At 67.8% G+C, this 19824-nt stretch carries 27 protein-coding genes; 8 read left to right on the forward strand and 19 right to left on the reverse strand.

Going from position 1 to position 19824, the window contains the following annotated elements:
• The first annotated feature begins 67 nt into the window (after positions 1–67).
• Positions 68–1375 (forward strand): homoserine dehydrogenase, encoded by a 1308-nt coding sequence (locus Q4F19_RS05805; protein WP_303540638.1) that lies wholly within the window; start codon positions 68–70, stop codon positions 1373–1375.
• Between the two features lie 5 nt (positions 1376–1380).
• Here Q4F19_RS05805 and Q4F19_RS05810 read toward each other — a convergent pair whose 3' ends face one another.
• On the reverse strand, positions 1381–1944 hold the full coding sequence (locus Q4F19_RS05810) for a hypothetical protein (RefSeq protein WP_303540639.1): 564 nt from the start codon (positions 1942–1944) through the stop codon (positions 1381–1383).
• Between the two features lie 24 nt (positions 1945–1968).
• Entirely contained in the window at positions 1969–2433 is a 465-nt protein-coding gene (locus Q4F19_RS05815) for a hypothetical protein (RefSeq protein WP_303540641.1), read from the reverse strand.
• Between the two features lie 98 nt (positions 2434–2531).
• Here Q4F19_RS05815 and glpX point away from each other — a divergent pair, with 98 nt between their 5' ends.
• The 3 genes from glpX to Q4F19_RS05830 all read left to right on the forward strand — a co-directional run bounded on the left by glpX (position 2532) and on the right by Q4F19_RS05830 (position 5112).
• Positions 2532–3500: a class II fructose-bisphosphatase gene (glpX, locus tag Q4F19_RS05820; protein WP_303540643.1), complete on the forward strand. Its 969-nt coding sequence runs from the start codon at positions 2532–2534 to the stop codon at positions 3498–3500.
• A 10-nt stretch (positions 3501–3510) separates the two neighbouring features.
• Positions 3511–4377, forward strand: coding sequence for an NAD(P)-dependent oxidoreductase (locus tag Q4F19_RS05825; protein ID WP_303540645.1), 867 nt, complete (start codon positions 3511–3513; stop codon positions 4375–4377).
• Positions 4378–4443: 66 nt separating this feature from the next.
• Positions 4444–5112, forward strand: a complete 669-nt coding sequence (locus Q4F19_RS05830; RefSeq protein ID WP_303540647.1) for a CAP domain-containing protein — start codon at positions 4444–4446, stop codon at positions 5110–5112.
• A 37-nt stretch (positions 5113–5149) separates the two neighbouring features.
• On the opposite strand, the gene Q4F19_RS05835 is transcribed toward Q4F19_RS05830, so the two are convergent.
• On the reverse strand, positions 5150–5347 hold the full coding sequence (locus tag Q4F19_RS05835; protein WP_303540649.1) for a hypothetical protein: 198 nt from the start codon (positions 5345–5347) through the stop codon (positions 5150–5152).
• Positions 5348–5506: 159 nt separating this feature from the next.
• Here Q4F19_RS05835 and Q4F19_RS05840 point away from each other — a divergent pair, with 159 nt between their 5' ends.
• Entirely contained in the window at positions 5507–6658 is a 1152-nt protein-coding gene (locus Q4F19_RS05840) for a hypothetical protein (protein ID WP_303540650.1), read from the forward strand.
• A gap of 49 nt (positions 6659–6707) precedes the next feature.
• Positions 6708–6848, forward strand: coding sequence for a hypothetical protein (locus Q4F19_RS05845; protein ID WP_303540652.1), 141 nt, complete (start codon positions 6708–6710; stop codon positions 6846–6848).
• Positions 6849–7029: 181 nt separating this feature from the next.
• Here Q4F19_RS05845 and rplS read toward each other — a convergent pair whose 3' ends face one another.
• From rplS to ffh, 11 genes are read right to left on the reverse strand one after another with little or no spacing between them, the layout of a single operon-like run.
• Positions 7030–7416: a 50S ribosomal protein L19 gene (rplS, locus tag Q4F19_RS05850; RefSeq protein ID WP_303540654.1), complete on the reverse strand. Its 387-nt coding sequence runs from the start codon at positions 7414–7416 to the stop codon at positions 7030–7032.
• Position 7417: 1 nt separating this feature from the next.
• On the reverse strand, positions 7418–8149 hold the full coding sequence (gene trmD, locus Q4F19_RS05855; protein WP_303541017.1) for a tRNA (guanosine(37)-N1)-methyltransferase TrmD: 732 nt from the start codon (positions 8147–8149) through the stop codon (positions 7418–7420).
• Positions 8150–8203: 54 nt separating this feature from the next.
• Positions 8204–8479 carry a hypothetical protein gene (locus tag Q4F19_RS05860; RefSeq protein ID WP_303540656.1) on the reverse strand — a complete coding sequence of 92 codons (276 nt, stop codon included), beginning with the start codon at positions 8477–8479 and terminating at the stop codon, positions 8204–8206.
• Between the two features lie 26 nt (positions 8480–8505).
• The gene (locus Q4F19_RS05865; RefSeq protein WP_303541018.1) at positions 8506–9993 is read right to left on the reverse strand and encodes a serine hydrolase domain-containing protein; all 1488 of its coding nucleotides are present in this window, start codon (positions 9991–9993) and stop codon (positions 8506–8508) included.
• Between the two features lie 52 nt (positions 9994–10045).
• Positions 10046–10342 carry a hypothetical protein gene (locus tag Q4F19_RS05870; RefSeq protein ID WP_303540658.1) on the reverse strand — a complete coding sequence of 99 codons (297 nt, stop codon included), beginning with the start codon at positions 10340–10342 and terminating at the stop codon, positions 10046–10048.
• Positions 10324–10728, reverse strand: a complete 405-nt coding sequence (locus Q4F19_RS05875; RefSeq protein ID WP_303540660.1) for a type II toxin-antitoxin system VapC family toxin — start codon at positions 10726–10728, stop codon at positions 10324–10326. The genes Q4F19_RS05870 and Q4F19_RS05875 overlap by 19 nt, the downstream gene beginning before the upstream one ends.
• A complete protein-coding gene (locus Q4F19_RS05880; protein ID WP_303540661.1) occupies positions 10728–11000 on the reverse strand; it encodes an AbrB/MazE/SpoVT family DNA-binding domain-containing protein in 273 nt (90 codons plus the stop codon). Before Q4F19_RS05880 ends, Q4F19_RS05875 begins: the two co-directional genes overlap by 1 nt.
• A gap of 30 nt (positions 11001–11030) precedes the next feature.
• A complete protein-coding gene (rimM, locus tag Q4F19_RS05885; protein ID WP_303540663.1) occupies positions 11031–11498 on the reverse strand; it encodes a ribosome maturation factor RimM in 468 nt (155 codons plus the stop codon).
• A 25-nt stretch (positions 11499–11523) separates the two neighbouring features.
• Positions 11524–11685: a hypothetical protein gene (locus Q4F19_RS05890; protein ID WP_303540665.1), complete on the reverse strand. Its 162-nt coding sequence runs from the start codon at positions 11683–11685 to the stop codon at positions 11524–11526.
• A 57-nt stretch (positions 11686–11742) separates the two neighbouring features.
• Entirely contained in the window at positions 11743–12168 is a 426-nt protein-coding gene (gene rpsP, locus Q4F19_RS05895; RefSeq protein WP_303540667.1) for a 30S ribosomal protein S16, read from the reverse strand.
• Positions 12169–12197: 29 nt separating this feature from the next.
• The gene (gene ffh, locus Q4F19_RS05900; protein WP_303540669.1) at positions 12198–13673 is read right to left on the reverse strand and encodes a signal recognition particle protein; all 1476 of its coding nucleotides are present in this window, start codon (positions 13671–13673) and stop codon (positions 12198–12200) included.
• 396 nt (positions 13674–14069) lie between these two features.
• On the opposite strand from ffh, the gene Q4F19_RS05905 reads away from it, so the two are divergent.
• On the forward strand, positions 14070–14663 hold the full coding sequence (locus Q4F19_RS05905) for a hypothetical protein (RefSeq protein WP_303540671.1): 594 nt from the start codon (positions 14070–14072) through the stop codon (positions 14661–14663).
• A gap of 113 nt (positions 14664–14776) precedes the next feature.
• Here the strand turns inward: Q4F19_RS05905 and Q4F19_RS05910 are convergent, their stop codons facing one another.
• The 3 genes from Q4F19_RS05910 to Q4F19_RS05920 form a co-directional block, all read right to left on the reverse strand.
• Positions 14777–15592 (reverse strand): transglutaminase family protein, encoded by an 816-nt coding sequence (locus Q4F19_RS05910; protein WP_303540673.1) that lies wholly within the window; start codon positions 15590–15592, stop codon positions 14777–14779.
• 53 nt (positions 15593–15645) lie between these two features.
• Positions 15646–16020, reverse strand: coding sequence for a hypothetical protein (locus tag Q4F19_RS05915; RefSeq protein ID WP_303540675.1), 375 nt, complete (start codon positions 16018–16020; stop codon positions 15646–15648).
• Positions 16021–16111: 91 nt separating this feature from the next.
• Positions 16112–16597 carry a hypothetical protein gene (locus Q4F19_RS05920; RefSeq protein ID WP_303540677.1) on the reverse strand — a complete coding sequence of 162 codons (486 nt, stop codon included), beginning with the start codon at positions 16595–16597 and terminating at the stop codon, positions 16112–16114.
• A gap of 102 nt (positions 16598–16699) precedes the next feature.
• Between Q4F19_RS05920 and Q4F19_RS05925 the strand changes: the two genes are divergently transcribed.
• Complete coding sequence (locus tag Q4F19_RS05925) at positions 16700–17305, forward strand: TetR/AcrR family transcriptional regulator (protein WP_303540678.1); 606 nt, start codon at positions 16700–16702, stop codon at positions 17303–17305.
• Here Q4F19_RS05925 and Q4F19_RS05930 read toward each other — a convergent pair whose 3' ends face one another.
• Together Q4F19_RS05930 and Q4F19_RS05935 are read right to left on the reverse strand one after the other, a co-directional pair.
• Positions 17306–18241 (reverse strand): alpha-E domain-containing protein, encoded by a 936-nt coding sequence (locus Q4F19_RS05930; protein ID WP_303540680.1) that lies wholly within the window; start codon positions 18239–18241, stop codon positions 17306–17308.
• Positions 18241–19722 (reverse strand): circularly permuted type 2 ATP-grasp protein, encoded by a 1482-nt coding sequence (locus Q4F19_RS05935; protein WP_303540682.1) that lies wholly within the window; start codon positions 19720–19722, stop codon positions 18241–18243. The genes Q4F19_RS05930 and Q4F19_RS05935 overlap by 1 nt, the downstream gene beginning before the upstream one ends.
• Positions 19723–19824: the final 102 nt, after the last annotated feature.

Consider the following 19824-nt stretch of genomic DNA (forward strand, 5'->3'; position numbering starts at 1 on the left):
TTCTCGACTTCGTTCTCGGCAAGCTCGAACTCCGCTCGAACCAAACGGAAATGAGTGAAAAACTGACATGACCAAACCCCTCCGCATCGCGCTCGCCGGCCTCGGCACGGTCGGCGCCGGCGTCGTCAAACTGCTCGACGCCAACGCCGCCCTGATCGAGCGCCGTGCCGGCCGCGCGATCGAGATCACCGCCGTCTCCGCGCGCGACCGCACGCGCGATCGCGGGGTCGACCTCTCCCGCTTCGCCTGGATCGACGACACCGCCGATCTCGCGCGCCGCGACGATGTCGATGTCGTCGTCGAGCTGGTCGGCGGCTCGGACGGTCCGGCGCTGACGCTCGCCCGCGCGACGATCGCGGGCGGCAAATCGTTCGTCACCGCCAACAAGGCGATGATCGCGCATCACGGGCTGGAGCTCGCCACCGCCGCCGAGGCCAAAGGCGTCGCGCTCAAATATGAAGCCGCGGTCGCGGGCGGCATCCCCGTCATCAAGGGCCTGCGCGAGGGTGCTGCCGCCAACGAGATCGACCACGTCTTCGGCATCCTCAACGGCACCTGCAACTACATCCTCTCGACGATGGAAAGCCCTAGTGTTTCTGGGCACGGCCGCGATTTCGGCGACGTCCTCGCCGAGGCGCAGGCGCTGGGCTATGCCGAGGCCGATCCCAGCTTCGACATCGACGGCGTCGATGCCGCGCACAAGCTCTCGATCCTCGCCAGCTTGGCCTTCGGCGCGACGATCGATTTCGATTCGGTCGCGATCACCGGCATCCGCCACGTAAAGGCCGCCGACATCGCCGAGGCGGCGGCGCTCGGCTACAAGATCCGCCTCGTCGGCCTGGGCGAAGCAACCTCGAAGGGCCTGTTCCAGCGCGTCCATCCCTGCCTCGTGCCCGTCGATCACCCGCTCGCGCACGTCACCGGATCGCTCAACGCGGTCGTCGCCGAGGGCAATTATGTCGGCCGGCTGCTGTTCCAGGGCCGCGGCGCGGGCGAAGGCCCGACCGCCAGCGCGGTCGTCGCCGACCTGATCGATATCGCGCGCGGCGAAACCGGCCCCGCCTTCGGCATGCCCGTCGCGAGCCTCGCGCATCTGCCCGCGGCACCGGCGGGCGAGCGCCGCGGCCGCGCCTATCTGCGCTTCACCGTCGTCGACAAGCCGGGCGTGCTCGCCGAACTCACCGCGGCGATGCGCGACGCGGGCGTCTCGATCGAAAGCCTGATCCAGCGCGGCCCCGCCGCAGACGGCGGCGTGCTGATCGTGCTCGTCACGCATGACGGCCCCGAAGCGTCGGTTGCGCATGCGCTGGAGAAGCTCGAAGGCTCGCCCAGCCTCATCGGCGCGCCGATGTGGATGCACATCCTCGACAGCTGAAAGCCTTACTCCGGCGGACTTGTCTCGCTGAGCCTGGCCTTCTCGGCGGCCGCCTGGTCGGCCGCCGCCTTGGCCTTTTCCTGCGCGTAAATCATCTTCAGCGTCGCATTGCGCATCTTCACCGCGCGGCTCATCCCGAACGTTGCGACGGTGATGCCCGGCCGCACCGGAATCGGCCCCGAGCCGGCGTCGGGCCGCGCGAACTCGCCGGGATGATGCGCCGGGCCGCGCTCGTTCGGCAGCGGGATCCGATCCGGCGAGCGACCGGTCGCCGCGCAGACGACGATCTCGCCCTTCTTGTGCCCGCACAGGGTCGTCGGCGGTCGCGCGCCTTCCTTGACTCCGCACGCCGTCGTCTTCTCGCCATTCGCCTTGCGGCACGTCACCGGCGCCGGCGCGCGCGGCGGCGGCGGATCGTCCCGGTGCGTGTAGGCGATGGCCTGCTCGGCCGGCGTCTGCCGCGGGATCGCAGGCACGGGCGGCCCCGCAACCGCAGCGAGAGCAGGCCCGGCCAGCGTCAGCGCGATCGCCAGCGCTACCGCGCGCATCTCCTCAAGCCTCGGCATCATCGCCGATCTCTGCCCGATCCAGGCTTAATCGGCCTGGAACGGCTCTGCCTCCGCGAACGGCAGCGGCGCCAGGTCCGGCCTTACCCAGTCCCGCCGCGCCGCCACCGAGAAAAGCCTCTCGCGGCTCCAGTGAACCAGCGGCCAGCCCGAAATGCCGAGCGGCCCCGCCATCAGCGCATCGACCGTCTCGTGCAAAGCCTCGCCCGCCGGGCGTTCGGCCAGAAACGCCCGCGCCGCCCCGATCGAGGCCTGCGTAATCGTCTCGTGATAGCCGTTATGATCGTCGTTCACCCCGCCGACCGAGGCGTTGTAGGCGCGGATCAGCGCGGGCATGTCCCGCTCCGGCACGATGTCGGGCCGGGCCCCCAGCAGCCACAAGGTCGTCGCGAAGTGCGCGGCGTGCGTCCATTCGGCCTTGGGCAGGCTCAGGTCCAGGAAAGCGGTGCCCAGCCGCGCGATCGCGTCATCGTCGGAATAAAAGAGGCTCATCTCGGTCTCCGAAAGTCGCGCTAGAGTGCCCGGCTTTTCTCGACAAGGGTACAAGGCCGTCCTATCGCCTGCGCTCCGGCAGTAAGGGGATAAGCAGCGTGGCAATTACGGCTTCGAAGGCGCTCGATCGCGTTCTCGTTCTCGAAATGGTGCGCGTCACCGAAGCTGCGGCGATTGCCGCCTCCACGCTCGTCGGGCGCGGCGACGAAAAGGCCGCCGACCATGCCGCGGTCGAGGCGATGCGCGCCGCCTTCAACGAACTCGATTTCGACGGCACCGTCGTCATCGGCGAAGGCGAGCGCGACGAGGCGCCGATGCTCTATATCGGCGAGAAGGTCGGCAAGGCATCGCCCGGCAGCCCCAAGATCGATATCGCGCTGGATCCGCTCGAGGGCACGACGCTGACCGCCAAGGCCTGGCCGAACGCGCTCGCCGTGCTCGCCATCGCCGAGGAAGGCGGGCTCCTGAATGCGCCCGACGTCTATATGGAAAAGCTCGCGATCGGGCCGGGCTATGCGCCGGGTCTCGTCAGCCTCACCAAGACGCCGACCGAGAATATCCAGGCGATCGCCGCCGCCAAGGGTGTCCAGCCCAACGAGATCATCGCCTGCGTGCTCGATCGCCCGCGTCACGACGCGCTGATCGCAGAACTGCGCGGCCTCGGCGTCGGCATCATGCTGATCCCGGACGGCGACGTCGCCGGCGTCATCGCCTGCACCGATCCCGATACGACGATCGACATCTATTTCGGCTCGGGCGGCGCCCCCGAAGGCGTGCTGGCGGCGGCAGCCCTGGCCTGCGTCGGCGGCCAGTTCCAGGGCCGGCTGCTGTTCCGCAACGATGACGAGCGCGGCCGCGCCGCCAAGTGGGGCGTCACCGATCTCGACAAGATCTATGAGCTGCAGGATCTGGTGAAGGGCGATGCGATCTTCGCCGCGACCGGCGTCACCGATGGCTCGCTGCTCCAGGGGGTCAAGGTCCGCAAGGGCGTCATGACGACCGAAAGCATCGTCATGCGCGCGAGCTCGGGCACGGTCCGCCGCGTCAAGGGCGAGCATCGCCGCTAAGGCCGCTCCGATGCGCGTCGCGATCCTCGGTCTCGGCAATATGGGTGGTGCGATCGCGCGCAACATCCTGAAGGCCGGGCACGACCTCACCGTCTGGAACCGCTCGCCCGACAAGGCGGCGGCTCTTGTCGAGGGCGGCGCGACGCTCGCCACGACACCGGCCGAGGCGGCCGCGCAGGCCGAGATCGTCTTCACGATGCTCGCCGACGATCGCGCGGTCGAGGCGGTGACGTTCGGCGAGGACGGCCTGCTCGCAGCCGACCCGCTTTGCCTGCATGTCGGCCTCAGCACGGTCAGCCTCGCGCTCGCGCGGCGGCTCGCGGAGGCGCAGGGCGATCGCTACGTCTCGGCGCCCGTCTTCGGCCGCCCGCCCGCGGCTGAGGCCGCGCAGCTCAGCATCGTCGCCGCCGGCGCGCCCGCCAGCATCGCCCATGCCCAGCCGGTATTCGATGCGATCGGCCAGAAGACCTTCGTCGTGGGCGAGGACGCGCCCGCGGCGAACCTCGTCAAGCTGTGCGGCAATTTCATGATCATGTCCGCGATCGAGGCGATGGGCGAGGCGATGGCGCTCGCCGCCAAGAACGGCCTCGACAAGCAGGCCTTGTTCGATGTGCTGACCGGCACCCTCTTCGGCGCCCCCGTCTACAGGAATTACGGCCCGGCGCTGATCGAGGGCACATACCGCCCGGCGGGCTTCCCCGCGCCACTGGGCCTGAAAGACATGAACCTAGTCGCCGAGGCCGCGACCGGCGCGCGCGTGCCGATGCCGTTGCTCGGCGTGATCCGCGATCACCTGTTGCAGGCGATCGCGCGCGACGGCGACGATGTCGATTGGTCCGCGATCGGCAAGGCGATCGGAGACAATGCCGGGCTTTGATGGCTTGATCGCCTCAACCAAAGCATAAGATATCGCGTATCTGTGGGGGCAGACGGGGAGATGAGGGTGCGCCTGATCTTACGCAGCACGGGCATTGTGGCAACGTTGCTCGCCCTGCCCGTCCTCGCCTCCTTCACCCCCATCCCGGTCGAGCAGCAGGTGCTCGATGCGCTCAATCAGGCGCGCACCGATCCAGCCGCCTATATCCTCCAGCTCAGGAAATATCGTGGCTGGTTCAAGGGCGACATCGTCAAGATCCCCGGCTCGCCCGATCTCGTCCGCACCGCCGAAGGCGTAAGCGCGGTCGACGAGACGATCGATTTCGTCGGCGATATCAAGCCTATGCCCGCCGCCGCAGGCTCGCCCGTGCTGAAGGCGGCGGCAGCCGATCATGTCGCCGAGCAGAGCCGCACCGGCAAGACCGGCCATTATGGCGCCGACGGCTCCTCCCCCGGCGATCGCGTCACCAAACGCGGCGGCGGACCCTATACGGCCGAGGTCATCGCCTATGGCTCGATCGACGGCGTCGATACGATTCGCCAGTTGATCGTCGACGATGGCGTTCCCGATCGCGGCCACCGCACGATCATCTTCTCGCCCGAGCTTCAGTTCGCGGGCGTCTCGTGCGGCAAGCATCCCGAATTCGGCACGATGTGCGTGATCGATCTCGGGATGAACGCCGATGGCACGCTGCCCAGGTCGCTGGTCGGCAAGAGCGCCGCGCCGCCGCGCTAGATCGGATCCTCGGCAGGCACGACCAAGCCACGCACGATCAGCAGGAGACGCGCCCGCCCGTCTTGGAGCAGGGGCGCCGCATCTTGGTGAGCCACCAGCTCGGCGGCGCGTCCGGATCGAAGGTCGGCGGTTCCGCCTGCGGCGCGCTGCGGGCCGGAGCCTTGGTGTCGGCGATGCCCTGATCGCCGCCGAGCGCGGTCAGCGCGAGGATCAACGGAAGAAGCAGCAATGGCATGCCGGTCACTCCCCATGAGCATGTAGGAGCCGATCCGCTTCGGGGCTCTCACTCCATATACGGCGCAAACTCGAAAAAGACTATGAGAGGCGGAATACGCCCCGACAGGCATGAAAGTGGCGCATTTCGTGGTGTCCGATCGCCCGCTACAAGGCTGCAATGCGCCTATCTTCTTCTGCTGCCGTCGGTCCGGCGGCAGCACTCCCCAGCGTCGCCTTCCTGTTCCTCGGCGAGACGTTGCTCATCCCGCATCTCTGGCCGATTGCCGAGGCGCTCGCCCAGGCGGCGCCCGATCTGGCGATCCACATCTGGGTCGCGACCTCCGCGCATGAGCGCCTGCTCGCGCCGTGGGCCGCCGCGTGGCCGAACATGTCGCTCCGCCGGGCGCCGGGGTTTCGCGATCTGCCCGATCTGCCGCCCGGCGCCAATCCGCCTTTGCCGCCCAAGCTCCCGATGCTCGCCCGCCTCGCGCCGCTGCTCCGATCATCGGCGGTCACGGTCTGCGCCGAGCAGACGAGCTTGTGGATCCCGTTCCTGGCCCCCTGGCTCGGGCTGCGCTTCGTCAAGACGTCGCACGGCGTCGGCTCGATGAGCGCGCGCGACGATCGGCGACGGCGTGCCGCGACGCGGATGCTCGTGCCGAGCGAACGCGAGCGCACGACCTATCTCGCGCGCGGTTTCGATCCCGCACGCGTCGTCGCCACCGGCTATGTGAAGGCGAGCTTCCGGCAGCGCACGTCCGCCGCCGCGCTCTTCGCGACCGATCGGCCGATCCTGCTCTATACGCCGCACTGGCAGCGCCACCGATCGTCCTGGTGGGCGTGGGGTCGCGAGATCGTCGCCTTTCTCGCCGCGCAGGATCGCTGGAACGTCATCCTCGCCCCGCACCAGCGCCTGTTCGAGCACGACCCCGAGGCGGCGGCCGTCCTCGAGGCGGTCGCGCACCTGCCGCACATGCATTGCGACCGGCAGAGCTTCGCGATGGTCGACGGCAGCTACACGGCCGCGGCCGATCTCTATCTGGGCGATTCGTCAAGTCAGGTCGTCGAATATCTTGCCCGGCCGCGCCCCTGCCTGTTCCTCAATCCGCAGAAAATCGACTGGCAGGCGACAGACGACCATGATTTCTGGCGATGCGGGGACGTCGTCGATCGGCTGTCCGATCTGGAGGACGCGCTCGCCACCGCATCGAACCGCCATCCGATCTATGCCGCGACGCAGCAATCTTTCGCGCAAAGCTCGCTCGGCGACACGTCCGATCAGGCCCCAAAAAACTGTGCGAAAACAATCCTGTCCCTCGCGCAACGTTGATTGCGTTTTTTGCATCTGCGGCGGAATGTTTTTAATTTGCGATTAACCGATGCGATCCTATCTGCGCTGCACCGCACACATCGTGCGGTTTCAGTGGAGAAATGTTGTGTTGAAGTTCGAAGGTGCCACCTCGCTCCTGATCGCGATCGTCGCGCAGGCGTTGGTGGTCGGCGTCATTCTCACCGCCTGAGCGGTGAGAAGCGGAGCGGTTGACGGCCATCTGGACCGTCCCGCCCCGAAGGCCCCTCGTTTCCGACACCACATTCCCGGCAGCCTCGATCAGGCAGCCATCCCCCCAAGCGTCCCAGACACGAAAACGCCCGCGGATCCTTGCGGACCCGCGGGCGCTGTCTCGTCGCGATGAGGGCGGATCAGCCCTCGGCGACGGCCTTGTCGCGCGTGTCGCGGCGCTCGGCGATACGCGCCGCCTTGCCGGTCCGGCCACGCAGATAATAGAGCTTCGCGCGCCGCACGACGCCCTTGCGGACGACGTCGATCGAATCGATGTTCGGCGAGTAAAGCGGGAATACGCGCTCGACGCCCTCGCCGAACGAGATCTTGCGCACGGTGAAGCTGCTGCCCATGCCCTTGTTCGAGCGCGCGATGCACACGCCCTCATAGGACTGGACGCGCGAGCGCTCGCCTTCGACGACCTTCACGCCGACCTTCAGCGTATCGCCGGGGCGGAATGCGGGAATGGCGCGCTTCTCGGTGAGAGCGGCAATCTGCTCGGCTTCGAGCTGCTGGATGAGGTTCATCTCATTCGTCCTTCTTTTGCCGCGCACCAGAGGGCGACTGGACCCGAGCGCCGATATGGCGCTCCCAAAGATCCGGCCGCCTTAGCCGTGTATCGATCTCGGCCCGTGACACGCGCCACGCCTTGATCGCCGCATGATCCCCCGATCGCAGCACTTCGGGGATCGTGCGGCCCTCCCACATTTGCGGTCGGGTATAATGCGGATATTCGAGGAGGCCCGCTTCGAAGCTTTCCTCGTCACCGCTCGAAGCCGCGCCCATTACTCCGGGAAGCAGCCGAATACAAGCATCCAGCAGCACGATCGCCGCGGTCTCGCCGCCGGACAGCACATAGTCGCCGATCGAGACCTCCTCGATCTCCCGCCCCTCGAACAGCCTCTGGTCGATCCCCTCGAACCGACCGCACAGGATCGCGACCCCGGGCCCCTCCGCCAGCGTCCGCACGCGCTCCTGGCGGAGCGGGCGCCCACGCGGCGTCATCGCCAGCAGCGGCACGCCGGGTTTGGCCGTCCCGTCGATCGCCGCGGCCAGCACATCGGCGCGCATCACCATCCCCGCCCCCCCGCCGGCGGGCGTATCGTCCACCGAGCGATGTTTGTCCGTCGCGTAATCGCGGATCTGCACCGCATCGAGCGACCATTTCCCCTCGGCCAGCGCCCGCCCGGCAAGGCTGATGCCGAGCGGTCCGGGAAACATCTCGGGATAGAGCGTGAGGACGGTAGCCTGGAACATCAGCCCCCTTACCATCCCCGCTCGTTCTGAGGAGCCACCCAGGCTCTCGGTGCGACCTCAGGCTGCGCGGCGGATCGAGAAGGTCAGCCAGCTCAGCACCAAGCCGCCCGCAAAGGTCACCCACGCGATCTGGACATTGCCGGCCTGCGTGACCGCGCTGGTGGAGTGAACCAGCGAGAGCAGAGCCAGCGGAAAGATCGCCGCCGCCGCGAGCATCGTCGCCGCCATCACCGGGCGCGACGGGCGCGGCATGAGCTTCAGCACCAGCAACGTCAGCGCGACGGGCAGGCCGAACGAGAACAGCATCATCGCGACCGCGGGAAATCCAACCATAAGCTCGGCCTTGTCTGTCGGGCGCCTCAGGGCGCCTGTACGGTATATTCCAGCGCCTGCAGCCGCACGTCGGGCGTCGGCGCGCGCTGGACGCGCCCGGCGATCCGGCCATGCTCGCAGCTCCACACGAACTTGCCCTCCATCGCCGAGACGGGCGCGACGGCCTCGTCCATGTCGCAGGTGCCGACTTCCTTCTTGAGCCCTTCGATGAGCGTCTTCCAGCGCGCCACGTCGCGATCCATCAGCATGTTGTTGGCCAGCGGCGCCGCCTCGATCCCGCTCGTCCGCCACACGGCGCGTGCGGAGTCATAAGCCGATGCCAGCCCGGCGCTGACGGCGGTCGTGCGATCCTCGAGCACACCCGCTTTGTTGAGTGCCAGCAGCGCGCGGAACGCCGGCAGTGACGCGCCGCCATAGGTCTTGCTAGAGAAGGCGAAGAAGCCGACGCCCTTGTCGGGCAGAAGGATCACGACCGAGCCGTAACCGGGATAGCCGCCCGTATGCGTGACGACGCGGCCGAGATCGCAATCGTCGAGGACGCGCCACGCCATGCCGTAGGCGCTCGCCTGCCGGCAGGGTGCCCCGCCATAGGCCGCGTTGCGCATCCCCGCGCCGACGAAATTCGCGCCGGTGACGATCTCGCGCACCGTCGCCCGCTTGACCGGCCCCGCATCCGCCCCATCGCGCGCGGGCCAAGCGGCGAGCAGATACTCGACCCACTTGGCATAATCGGTCGCACTGGTCTCGACGCCGCCCATCGCCCCGAACGCGCCGTCCTTCATGTCCGGCTCGCGCAGATAGGCATTGTCCTGCCAGCGATAGCCGATCGCGCGGCGAGCGATCGGCGAGGCGAAGATGTCGTAGCCCGTCGCGCTCATGCCGAGCGGCGCCATCAGATGCGTGCGGATATACTCCTCGTAACGCTGGCCCGAGACGTTCGAGACGATCCGCCCGAGCGTCGCATAGCCGAGGTTGGAATATTCCATGCCGAGCCCCGGCGCGCGCGCGAACGGCACGCCCGCCTTCAGCAGGGCGGTGAAGTCGGCCTCGGGCATCACCTGCTGCCGATCGCCCCACGGATTGTCCTCGACGAAGCCCGCCGAATGGGTGAGCAGGTTGCGCACCGTGATCTTCGGGCTGTCCGCGGTCGGATAATGCCAGCCCTTGAGCTCGGGCACATAGGTCTCGGCCGGCGCGTCGAGCACGATCCTGCCCTCGTCGCGCAATTTCAGGATCGCGAGCGCGGTGAACGCCTTCGACATCGAGGCGATGCGGAACAGGCTGTCCGGCGTCACCGGCTTCTTCGAGACGACGTCCTGCACGCCCGCCCCGCGCACATGGACAAGCTTGCCGTCGACGACGAGGCCATAGACGACACCCGGCACATGCGCGTCGATCGCCCAGGTATCGAAGATCCGGTCGACCTCGGCGAGCGCCGCCTTGTCGGGCGCCGCGGCCATGGCATGCCCGGCTCCCAGCAGCATCGCGCAGAACATCAGCAACCGGCCCAGCATCGTCACGTCCCCCTGCTTGCCCGAACCGGATAGGGCATCGCGCCGCCCTTCGTCACGCCCCCACCTTCGGCGCCACGAATTCAACGAGCGCGGCCACCACCGCGCCCGCCACCGCCATGCCGATCACGACCGGTACCCAGACATGAGCGAGCGCGGGATCGCCTTCCCAGAGCAACGCCGCGACCAAGGCGAACGGCGGCAGCATTACGCGAAACAGCGCCGCGATCGCCCGCGTCACCGGCGCCAGCCCCCGCTTGCGCGCGCCCACCTGCCCATAAGCGACGAGCACGAGATAGGTGGGAACGAGGAGCATGAAGAAGATGTCGAGGGTCACAGCGGCAAGGTCCAATTCTCGATCTTGAGGCCGGGAATGTCGGCAAAATCGCGTTCGTTGTTGGTCGCGAGGATCAGGCCGAGTGCCGAGGCGTGCGCGCCGATCAGGCGATCGAAGCTGCCGCGACGGAAGCTCCCGGTTCGCGCGATCGAACCATATGCCTCGCCCGCCGCCCGATCGAACGGCTGGACCAAGACGAACCGGCTCAGCGCGGCGAGACGGCGTTTATCCCCCTGCGGATCGGCGGAATTCTTCGCGCCGACCGCCAGCTCGCCGAAGGTGACGGCCGACATGGCGAGCGTACCCGGCGCGGACGCGTTCATCCGTGCCTGCAGTGACGCGCTGCGGCCCAGTGCGAAAACGATGCACACGTTGGTGTCGAGGAGGTGCGTAAGGTGCATCAGGCGGCGCGCGGCGGACGGCCCGCGGCGCTCCAGTCACGATCGGCCTGGTCTGTTTCGCCTCGCCCCTCGCTCATGAAATCGGGGGAGAAGCTGCCGAACAGCGAATCCAGCGTCAGTTCGTCCGCTTGCGCGCGACGGACCTCATAGCTGCCATCCTCGCGCGCGATGATGTCGAGCTCCTCGCCGGGCTGGAAACCCCACGATTTCGGGATGCGGATCGCCACCGAATTGCCCGACTTGAACACCTTCGCGCGATATTCGTCGCTCATGCGAGCCTCCGTATATACAGGCCGTATATACTAGATCACGAACGCCGCGTCCACGACCAGCCGCTCGGCATCCCAGCGCGGCACCGCGGTCTCGTTCATCGGCACCATGAAGGTCGCGCCGCTGTCGCGTGCGATCTCGATCACGTCGCCCGCGCCGAAATTCTCGACCGCCACAACAAGGCCCAGCGCCTCGCCCGCATCGGAGACGCAGGGGAGCCCGATCAGATCGACATGATAATATTCGCCCGCCGGCAGGGCCGGCAGCGCCGCGCGCGGCACGGTCAGCTCGGTGCCGCGCAGAAGCTCGGCGGCGTTGCGATCCGCGACGCCTTCGAAGCGGGCGATCGCCCCGTTCGATCCTTCGCGCAGCGAGGTCAGCCGCAGCGCGCGGCCCGATGCCCGGAAATCGGGATAAGCGCGCAGATCGTCGGTGAAGAGCTTGAGGCGGCACTCGCCGGCGATGCCGTGCGCGCCGATGATGACGGCAAGCGTCACCATCCGCTCGCCGGCCGCGGGCTGCGCGTCAGTCGGGCGAGCCGCTGCCGCCGGAGGGGGCGTCGTCGGCCCCCTCGGCGGGGTCGGGGGCGGAAACGCCTTCCCCTTGCGGCTTTCCGGTGGCCGGCTCATCCGCGCGCGGCCCTTCGGCCGGCTCGGGCTGCGCCGGGGCAACGGGTGCGGTGGACATCACGACTCTCCTGAAACACGTTCACGAGAGCCAACGCGCCGTCCACCGATCCGTGCCTCAAGCCTCGGTCGTCTCTTCGGCAGCGGCCTCGGCAGGCGCTTCCTCGACGGGCTCGGGGGCCGGCGGATTGGCGGCGGCTTCGGCCTCGGCAGCCTTGGTCGCACGCTCCTCGGCGCGCTCCTTGGCCTTCTCGCCCGGCTCGCCCTTCTTCAGGTTGGAGCGCGCGGCGCGCTCCTTGAGGCCGGCCGCATCGAAGAAGCGGGCAACGCGATCGGTCGGCTGCGCGCCGACGCTCAGCCAATGCTTGGCGCGCTCGGTGTCGAGCACGACGCGCTTGGCGTCATCCTTGGCGAGCAGCGGATTGTAGGTGCCGATCTTCTCGATGAACGCACCATCGCGCGGCGCGCGCGAATTGGCGACGACGATGCGATAATAAGGGCGCTTCTTGGCGCCACCGCGCGACAGGCGGATGGAAACGGACATGGTATCTTCCTTCTTCTAATTTCGGTTGATCAGCGCTTTTTCAGGAAATTCTGGAAACCGGGCGGCAGGCCCTGCGGATTGCCGCCGCCGGGCAGCCCCGGCATGTTGGGCAAGCCCCCGCCGGGCGGAAGGCCGGCGCCCTCCATCATCGCGTTGAGGTCGCCCCCGCCGCCTCCGAAGAGCTTGGCCAGCCCCTTCAGGCCGCCCATCTTCTTCATCTTCTTCATCATGCCGGCCATCTCCTGATGCATTTTCAGGAGCTTGTTGACGTCCTGCACGGTCGTGCCGGAGCCCTTGGCGATGCGGATCTTGCGCTTGGCGGCGATGATTTCGGGGCGCGCGCGCTCCTTGGGCGTCATCGACGAGAGCACCGCTTCCAGCCGGACGAGATGCTTGTCGTCGGCGGCGCCCGTCGCCATCGCCTGCTTCACCTGCTTCACGCCGGGCAGCATCGACGCGAGGCCCGAAAGCCCGCCCATCCGCTTCATTTGGTTGAGCTGGCTGCGCAGATCGTTGAGGTCGAACTTGCCCTCGTCCATCCGGCGGGCAAGCGCCTCGGCTTCCTCCACCTTGATCGTCTCGGCGGCGCGCTCGACGAGGCTGACGACGTCGCCCATGCCGAGGATCCGGCCGGCGACGCGCTCGGGATGAAACTGCTCGAGCCCGTCGAGCTTCTCGCCCGTGCCGATGAACTTGATCGGCCGGCCGGTGACCGCGCGCATCGACAGTGCCGCGCCCGCGCGCGCATCGCCGTCCATGCGCGTCAGCACGACGCCGGTCAGCGGCACCTGATCGGTGAAGCTCTTGGCGACGTTGACCGCGTCCTGGCCGGTCAGCGCATCGACGACGAGCAGGATTTCGGTCGGGCTCGCAATGTCGGCGACCGCCTTCATCTCGTCCATCAGACCCTGGTCCACATGGAGTCGGCCCGCCGTGTCGAGCATCAGCACGTCATAGCCCTGCAGCTTCGCCGCCTGCAGCGCGCGCCGCGCGATCTCCACCGGCGTCTGGCCGGCGACGATCGGCAGCGTCTGCACGTCGGTCTGCCCGCCGAGAACCGCCAGCTGCTCCTGCGCGGCGGGGCGATTGACGTCGAGCGACGCCATCAGCACCTTCTTGGCGCCGCGCTCCTTCAGGCGCTTTGCGATCTTGGCGGTGGTCGTCGTCTTGCCCGAACCCTGCAGGCCGACCATCATGATGATCGCGGGCGGCGTCACGTCCAGCATCAGGTCGGACGCTTCCGACCCCAGCATCTCGATCAGCGCGTCATGGACGATCTTGACGACCTGCTGGCCGGGCGTGACCGACTTGAGCACATTCTGGCCGACCGCGGCCTCGGTCGCCTTGTCGACGAACGCGCGCACCACCGGCAGCGCGACGTCGGCCTCGAGCAGAGCGATCCGCACTTCGCGCATCGCCTCGCGCACGTCCGTCTCGGCCAGCGCGCCCCGGCCGCGCAGACGATCGAACGTCGCGGAAAGCCGATCGCTGAGACTGTCGAACATAGGCTTCGAACTCACCTTGCCCGCGGCGAAGCGGGACGCGATTTGCCCCAACGCAAGACGCGCCGGCGGACGAAACCTCGTCGGCCGGCGTGCACGCTCCCCAAGGGAGTCGCGCGGATTCGTCTCGTTCGTCGGGAACGGATGCCGGCGCCACTAGCCGAAAGGGCGCCCGGCGGCAAGATCGCGAGCGCCGCCGCCGAATTTTCCGCTTTGCAATGTAGGATTTCCTGTGAGATCTGGTCTGTCCGCTTTCCCGAAGGAGCCGGACATGACGCCGCGACATCTGCCGCCCTCCCCCCGCTGCGAAACCGCCTTCGTGCGTGGTCCGACGCCCGTCGCGAAGCGCGCCGGCCGCTGCGTTCCGGACGAGAAGGAGCCGCACCGGGGGGTGACGTAGTGTCAACTTTGTCAACTTCCGCGCCGAAGCCGATCTCCATCTCGCGCGCCGACGGCCCGGCCGGGCCGCATCGGCGCCCGGCGATCCGCGCCGCTTCAGCCCGCCGGCTCGCGATCCTGCTGGCCGCGCTCTTCGCTGCGCCGATCGCGCAGGCCGCGCCGCTCGTCCTCGAGTCGGCCGGGCTCTCGCTGCCCTCCGGCCAGCATATTCGCTTCGGCATGAAGGCCACCGCCGCGACGGCGCTCGCCACCGCCGCGCTCGGTCCGCCGGTCAAGCGCGGCATCTATCCCGATTGCGGCCAGGGCATCCCGATCGCGCATGTCCATTACAAGGGCGAATTGGAGCTCTCGTTCATCGCCGGCAAATTCGTCGGCTGGACGCTCGACAGGCCCGGCCCGAAGACCGCCAAGGGCATCGGCATCGGCGCGACCTTCGCCGACGTCCGCCGCGCCTATCCCGATGCGGACGTGGATTTGTTCGACGATTGGGTGCGCTTCACCACCGAAAACGGCCCCGGCGGCTTCCTCGACGGCAAGGGGCCGAAGGCGAAAATCGTCTCGCTCAACGCCGGCCAGACCTGCATCGTCGATTGAGATGCTACCCTACCCACCGTTCGTGTTGAGCGTGTCGAAGCACCGCCCTTCTTGTTCGGAAGAAAGAGCAGCCCTTCGACATGCTCAGGGCGAACGGGGATTCGGTTCGCGCCTCAATCCTGCGCGGCAGGCTCCGGCCCGACATGGACGTCGATCGCCAGCGCCTCGTGCCCGCCGCCGATGCGCAGCCCCGAGATCGGCGCGGCCTCGCGATGATCCAGCCCGATCGCGACGCGGACATGCTCGTCGCGCGGGCAGCAGCCCTCGAACGCATCGAAGCCGATCCAGCCATAGCCATCGATCCAGATTTCGGCCCAGCCATGCGCGGCATGGCCGTCCGATTCGTCCGGCCGATAGAGATGTCCCGCCACATAGCGCGCGGGCAGGCCGACGGTGCGCGCCGCCGCGATCAGCACATGCGCATTGCCCTGCGGATCGGCGGCACGCGCCGCGAACCGCGCCGCCGCGCTCTGGTCGGTCGCGGGATGCACCGCCACGGGTTCGAACAGGTCGGCCAGCGCCTCGGCCAGCGCGTGCGCGCGCGGCTGGGGCTCGGCCGGCAGCCCGAGCGTTTCGACATAGTCGATCAGGGCGGCGTCCGCCTTCGTCAGCGGCGTCGATTGCAGATAATAAAGCGGCGGCAGCGTCTCGGTCGAGCCGATCACCATGCCCGCGCGATCCTCGGTCAGCACCTCGCCCGAAACCTCGATCGCGATCCGGTCGAGCGGCCCGTCGATATAGAGCATCGTCGTCTCGTTGCCGTAGCCGTCGCGCGCCGGCTTCAGCCGCGCATCGCGATCGACATCGATCCGCCACGAGACGATCGACTGGCCGGCATGGTTGCCCGGCGTCAGCCGCAGCAACTGGACGAGCCGCGCCTGCGGCTCGGAAAAGCGATATTCGCTGCGATGTTTGACGAAGAGGCGCACGATACGCGCTTTAGGCGAGCCGGTGCGTCCGCGACAAGCGCGCGCACCATTCGTCAGCCGCGGCGACGCGATCGGCCGACGGTTCGGCGACCCGAGGCGATGCCGGCCAGCCCGAGCAGCATGATCCCGAGGCCCGTCGTGACGCTGTCCGAGACGGCGAAGGTCGGGGCAAAATTGAACACGACGTCGTCGCCCTTCGCTGCCGATGGATCGGCTTGGGTATCTACATCCGTGACCGGGAAGATTGCCCCGGCGCGGCCAGGTGATGGCGCGGGCTGGCACGCGAACGCAGGCGCGTCGATCGGTGCATCGTCACACATCCCGCCTTCCGTCGCGCCGGGCGGTCCATCGGATATCAGAAAGACGGTCGCTCCCAGCGGCGCGATCAGGAGATCGAGGGCGGCGACGAACAACAGCAAGCGAAGCATCGGAACACGGTCTCCCGTCGCACGGCCTGAGGGCGCGCTCGTTAACTATACGGACGCGCGGGCCGTTTCGGCGACGCGCGCAAAATCGGGATCAGGCGGGGGTTCCGACGGGCGGGACCGAGGCGAGCAGCGTGCGCCATCCGTCGATCGTGACGCTCCGGCGATATTCGTCCTGCATCTCCGCCGTCAGCACCTCGATCATCTGTCGGCCTTCGATCCACAATTCGATGACCCCGAAGGCGCCGCCGCGCTTGCGATATTTGGCAGGCCAGCCTTCGCGCGCGGCCAGCGCGATCACAGCCGGCTCGTCGAGAATCGTCGCGATCGCGGCATGGGTCGCGGTGAGGTCGTCGCGACCGGTCGCCTCGCCATGCGCGTCTGCGTCGCCCGCGCTTTCGCGCAGGACGACGTTGATCGGATAGCATTCCAGCGCGGTGCCGCGCTCGTCGCCCGCCAGCGCGATCCAGCCATTGTCGGACACCGGCGGAAACGGGAACGCCTCCCCGCCCCAGAGTTCGGCGACGACTTCGGCGACATGACGCGGATCCCGCGCGGCGATGGACATGTGGAACAGCATGAGCAGCCCGTTTCGATTCGTTTCGAAGCCGGCTTGTGCAAACTGGCACAATTCGTGTCAATATTAAATTGACACAGGATGTGCCATTTTATATCGGGCCGCATGAGCGACAGCGATCCGATCCCTCCCGGTGCCCGTGCCCAGAAGAAGGAGGAAGCGCGCACGGCCATCGCCGATGCCGTGATCGCTTTGCTGGTCGAAGGCCGGCTCGATCTCAACCACGATGCCGTCGCCGAGCGCACCGGTCTCGCCCGGCGGACGGTTTATCGCTACTTTCCGGATCGGGAATCGCTGCTCGGTGCCGGCACCGATCGGGTCCGCCAGCTCGCCGGGCCCGGCGTCGCCTTTCCGCGAAGCGAGGCCGATCTGACCGGCCAGTTGGAGGCGATCTACACCGGCTTCGACAAGATCGCCCCGATCACCACGCTCGTGCGCTCGACTCCGCAGGGCCGGGCCATGCGCAAGGCCAACAACAAAGTCCGCGTCGAACGCTACCGCGCCGCGACCGCCGATGCGGTCAAGTCACTGCCGCCCGACGACCAGACGCTCGCCACGGCGATGCTCCAGGTACTCCACACCACGCCGTGGCTGGAGATGCATGACCATTGGGAGCTCTCTGGCGAGCAGATCGCGCGCGCCACCGGCTGGGCGATCCGCACGCTGCTGGCCGATCTGCGCGCCCGCGGCAACCGCCCGCTCGACGAATGATCAGCCGAAGCGGAACTGCGCCGCGATCGCCCGGTCCAGCCGCGCATTCTCGACCAGGAAGCCCTCCAGATATTCGTGGAGGCCGTGCGCGAAGACGCTGTCGATGCTGGTCCGGCTCAGCATCGCCTGCCGCTGCCGGCCGAGCCGATCCGCCTCGCCCTGCCGGCCCAGCCGCCGCCCGATGAAGGCGAGGTGGCCGACGACCTCGTCCGACGATCCGGCAAGGCTGCGCGGCAGTTCCGATTTGAGGATCAGCATGTCGGTGACGAGCCAGGGCTTGAGCTCGTCATGATAGAGCCAGCGATAGGCGGTGTTGGCCGAGACCGTATGCAGGATCGTCGTCCACTGGTCGCGATCGATCACGCCGCCGATCTTCTCGCCCTCGGGCAGCAGCAGGTGATATTTGACATCGATCAGCCGCGCGGTGTTGTCCGCGCGCTCCATCGCCGCGCCCAGCCCCAGAAACGCATAGGCCTCGTTGCGCAGCATCCGGTGCAGCGCGCCCTCGAAGCCGCGCGTCTCGGCGCGGATTCGCTCGATCAGCGACAAAGTCTCGCGCGTGTCGCCCATGTCGGTCACGTTGCGCAGGCCGAGCCAGGCGCGGTTGACCGTCTCCCACGCATCGCGGGTCAGCGCGGTGCGCACCGATTTCGCGTTCCAGCGCGCCGCATCGAGGCAGGAGCGGATCGAGCTCGGATTGTCCGCCGCAAGCATCAGGAAATTGGAAACCGCACGCGGGCAGACCTTGGCGCCGGCCGCCGCAAAGCCCTGATCGGCCCCGACGACGAGCAGGGCGCTTTCCCAGGCGGTGGTGCCCGCCGGACGCGCGGACAGCGCATCGAGACGGACGGTCGCCTCGATCAGGCGCGCGGTGAATTCGGCCCGCTCCACATAGCGGCCGATCCAGTAGAGCGAGGCGGCGGTGCGCGAGAGCATCAGCCCTGCCTCTGCGTCTGGCCGGCGGGGCCCTGCGACTGGAACTGGCCGGGCGTGTCGGACAGGATCAGGCTGTCCTTGGTGCCGCCCCCCTGGCTGGAATTGACGACCAGCGAACCCTCCTGCAGCGCGACGCGCGTCAGCCCGCCCGGCACGATATGCACCCCGTCCGCGCCGCTGAGCACGAACGGCCGGAAATCGACGTGGCGCGGGGCGATGCCCTGTTCGGTCAACGTCGGCACGGTCGAGAGCGCCAGCGTCGGCTGGGCGATATAGCGGTGCGGCTCGGCCTTCAGCGCGGCGCGGAAATCCTCGATCTGCGCCTTGGTCGCGGTCGGCCCGACGAGCATCCCATAGCCGCCCGATCCGTCGACCAGCTTCACGACCAGCTTCTCGAGATTGTCGAGCGTATATTGGAGCGCGCCGGTCTCGCGGCAGCGGAACGTCTCGACATTGGGCAATTTGGCCTCGCCGCCCGAATAATATTTCACGATCTCGGGCATGTAGCTGTAGATCGCCTTGTCGTCGGCGATGCCCGTGCCGGGCGCATTCACGAGCGCGATATTGCCCGCGAGATAGGCCGCGATCAGCCCCGGCACGCCCAGCAGCGAATCCGGGCGGAAGAACAGCGGATCGATATAATCGTCGTCGATCCGCCGATAGATCACGTCGACGCGCACCCGCCCGTCGATCGTCCGCATCCAGACGATGTCGTCATCGACCTCGAGATCGGCGGGCTCGACCAGCTCGATTCCCATCGAATCGGCGAGGAAGCTGTGCTCGTAAAACGCCGAGTTGAAATGGCCGGGGGTCAGCAGCACGCACACCGGCTCCGATCCGCGACCGCGCGGCGCGACCGATCGGAGCGTATCGCGCAGCTGATCGGGATAGCGATCGACCGGGCAGACGTTGAAGCGGTGGAAGATCTCCGGGCACAGCCGCAGCATCGCCTCGCGATTCTCCAGCATGTACGAAACGCCCGACGGCGTGCGGGCATTGTCCTCCAGCACCCAGAAATCGTCGGGGCCGGTGCGGACGAGATCGATCCCGCAGATATGCGCGAAGATGCCGTGCGGCGGCTTCTGTCCCGCGAGGAAGCCGCGGAACTGCGGATTGGCGAGCACCAGTTCCTGCGGGACGACGCCGTCCGCGAGGATCCTGCGCTCGCCATAGATGTCGGCGAGGAAATGGTTGATCGCCTCGACGCGCTGAACGAGCCCTTCCTTCAGCCGGCTCCACTCGGCGCCGGTGAAGATGCGCGGCACGATATCGAACGGGATGATCCGCTCGGAACTGTCCTCGTCGCCATAGACCGCGAAGGTGATGCCCAATTGACGGAACGCGGCCTCGGCCGCCTTCTGTCGGCGATCCAGTTCCTTGTCCGGAGTTTCCTCCAGCCACGCCCCCAGGGCAGCAAATTCAGCGCGGGGCTGGTCGCCACCATTCCCGAAAATCTCGTCAAAAGCGATCGGAGAGGACATCTGGCTCCTGGGTCTGGGAGGATAGAGGTTAGACTGCAACGCCGGAGGGCGCTGCACAAGTGCCTAACGTCGCAGTGCCGCAGGCGTTTCCTGCGGCACTGC

Source organism: Sphingomonas natans (assembly GCF_030546695.1).
Taxonomy (GTDB): domain Bacteria; phylum Pseudomonadota; class Alphaproteobacteria; order Sphingomonadales; family Sphingomonadaceae; genus Sphingomonas_I; species Sphingomonas_I natans.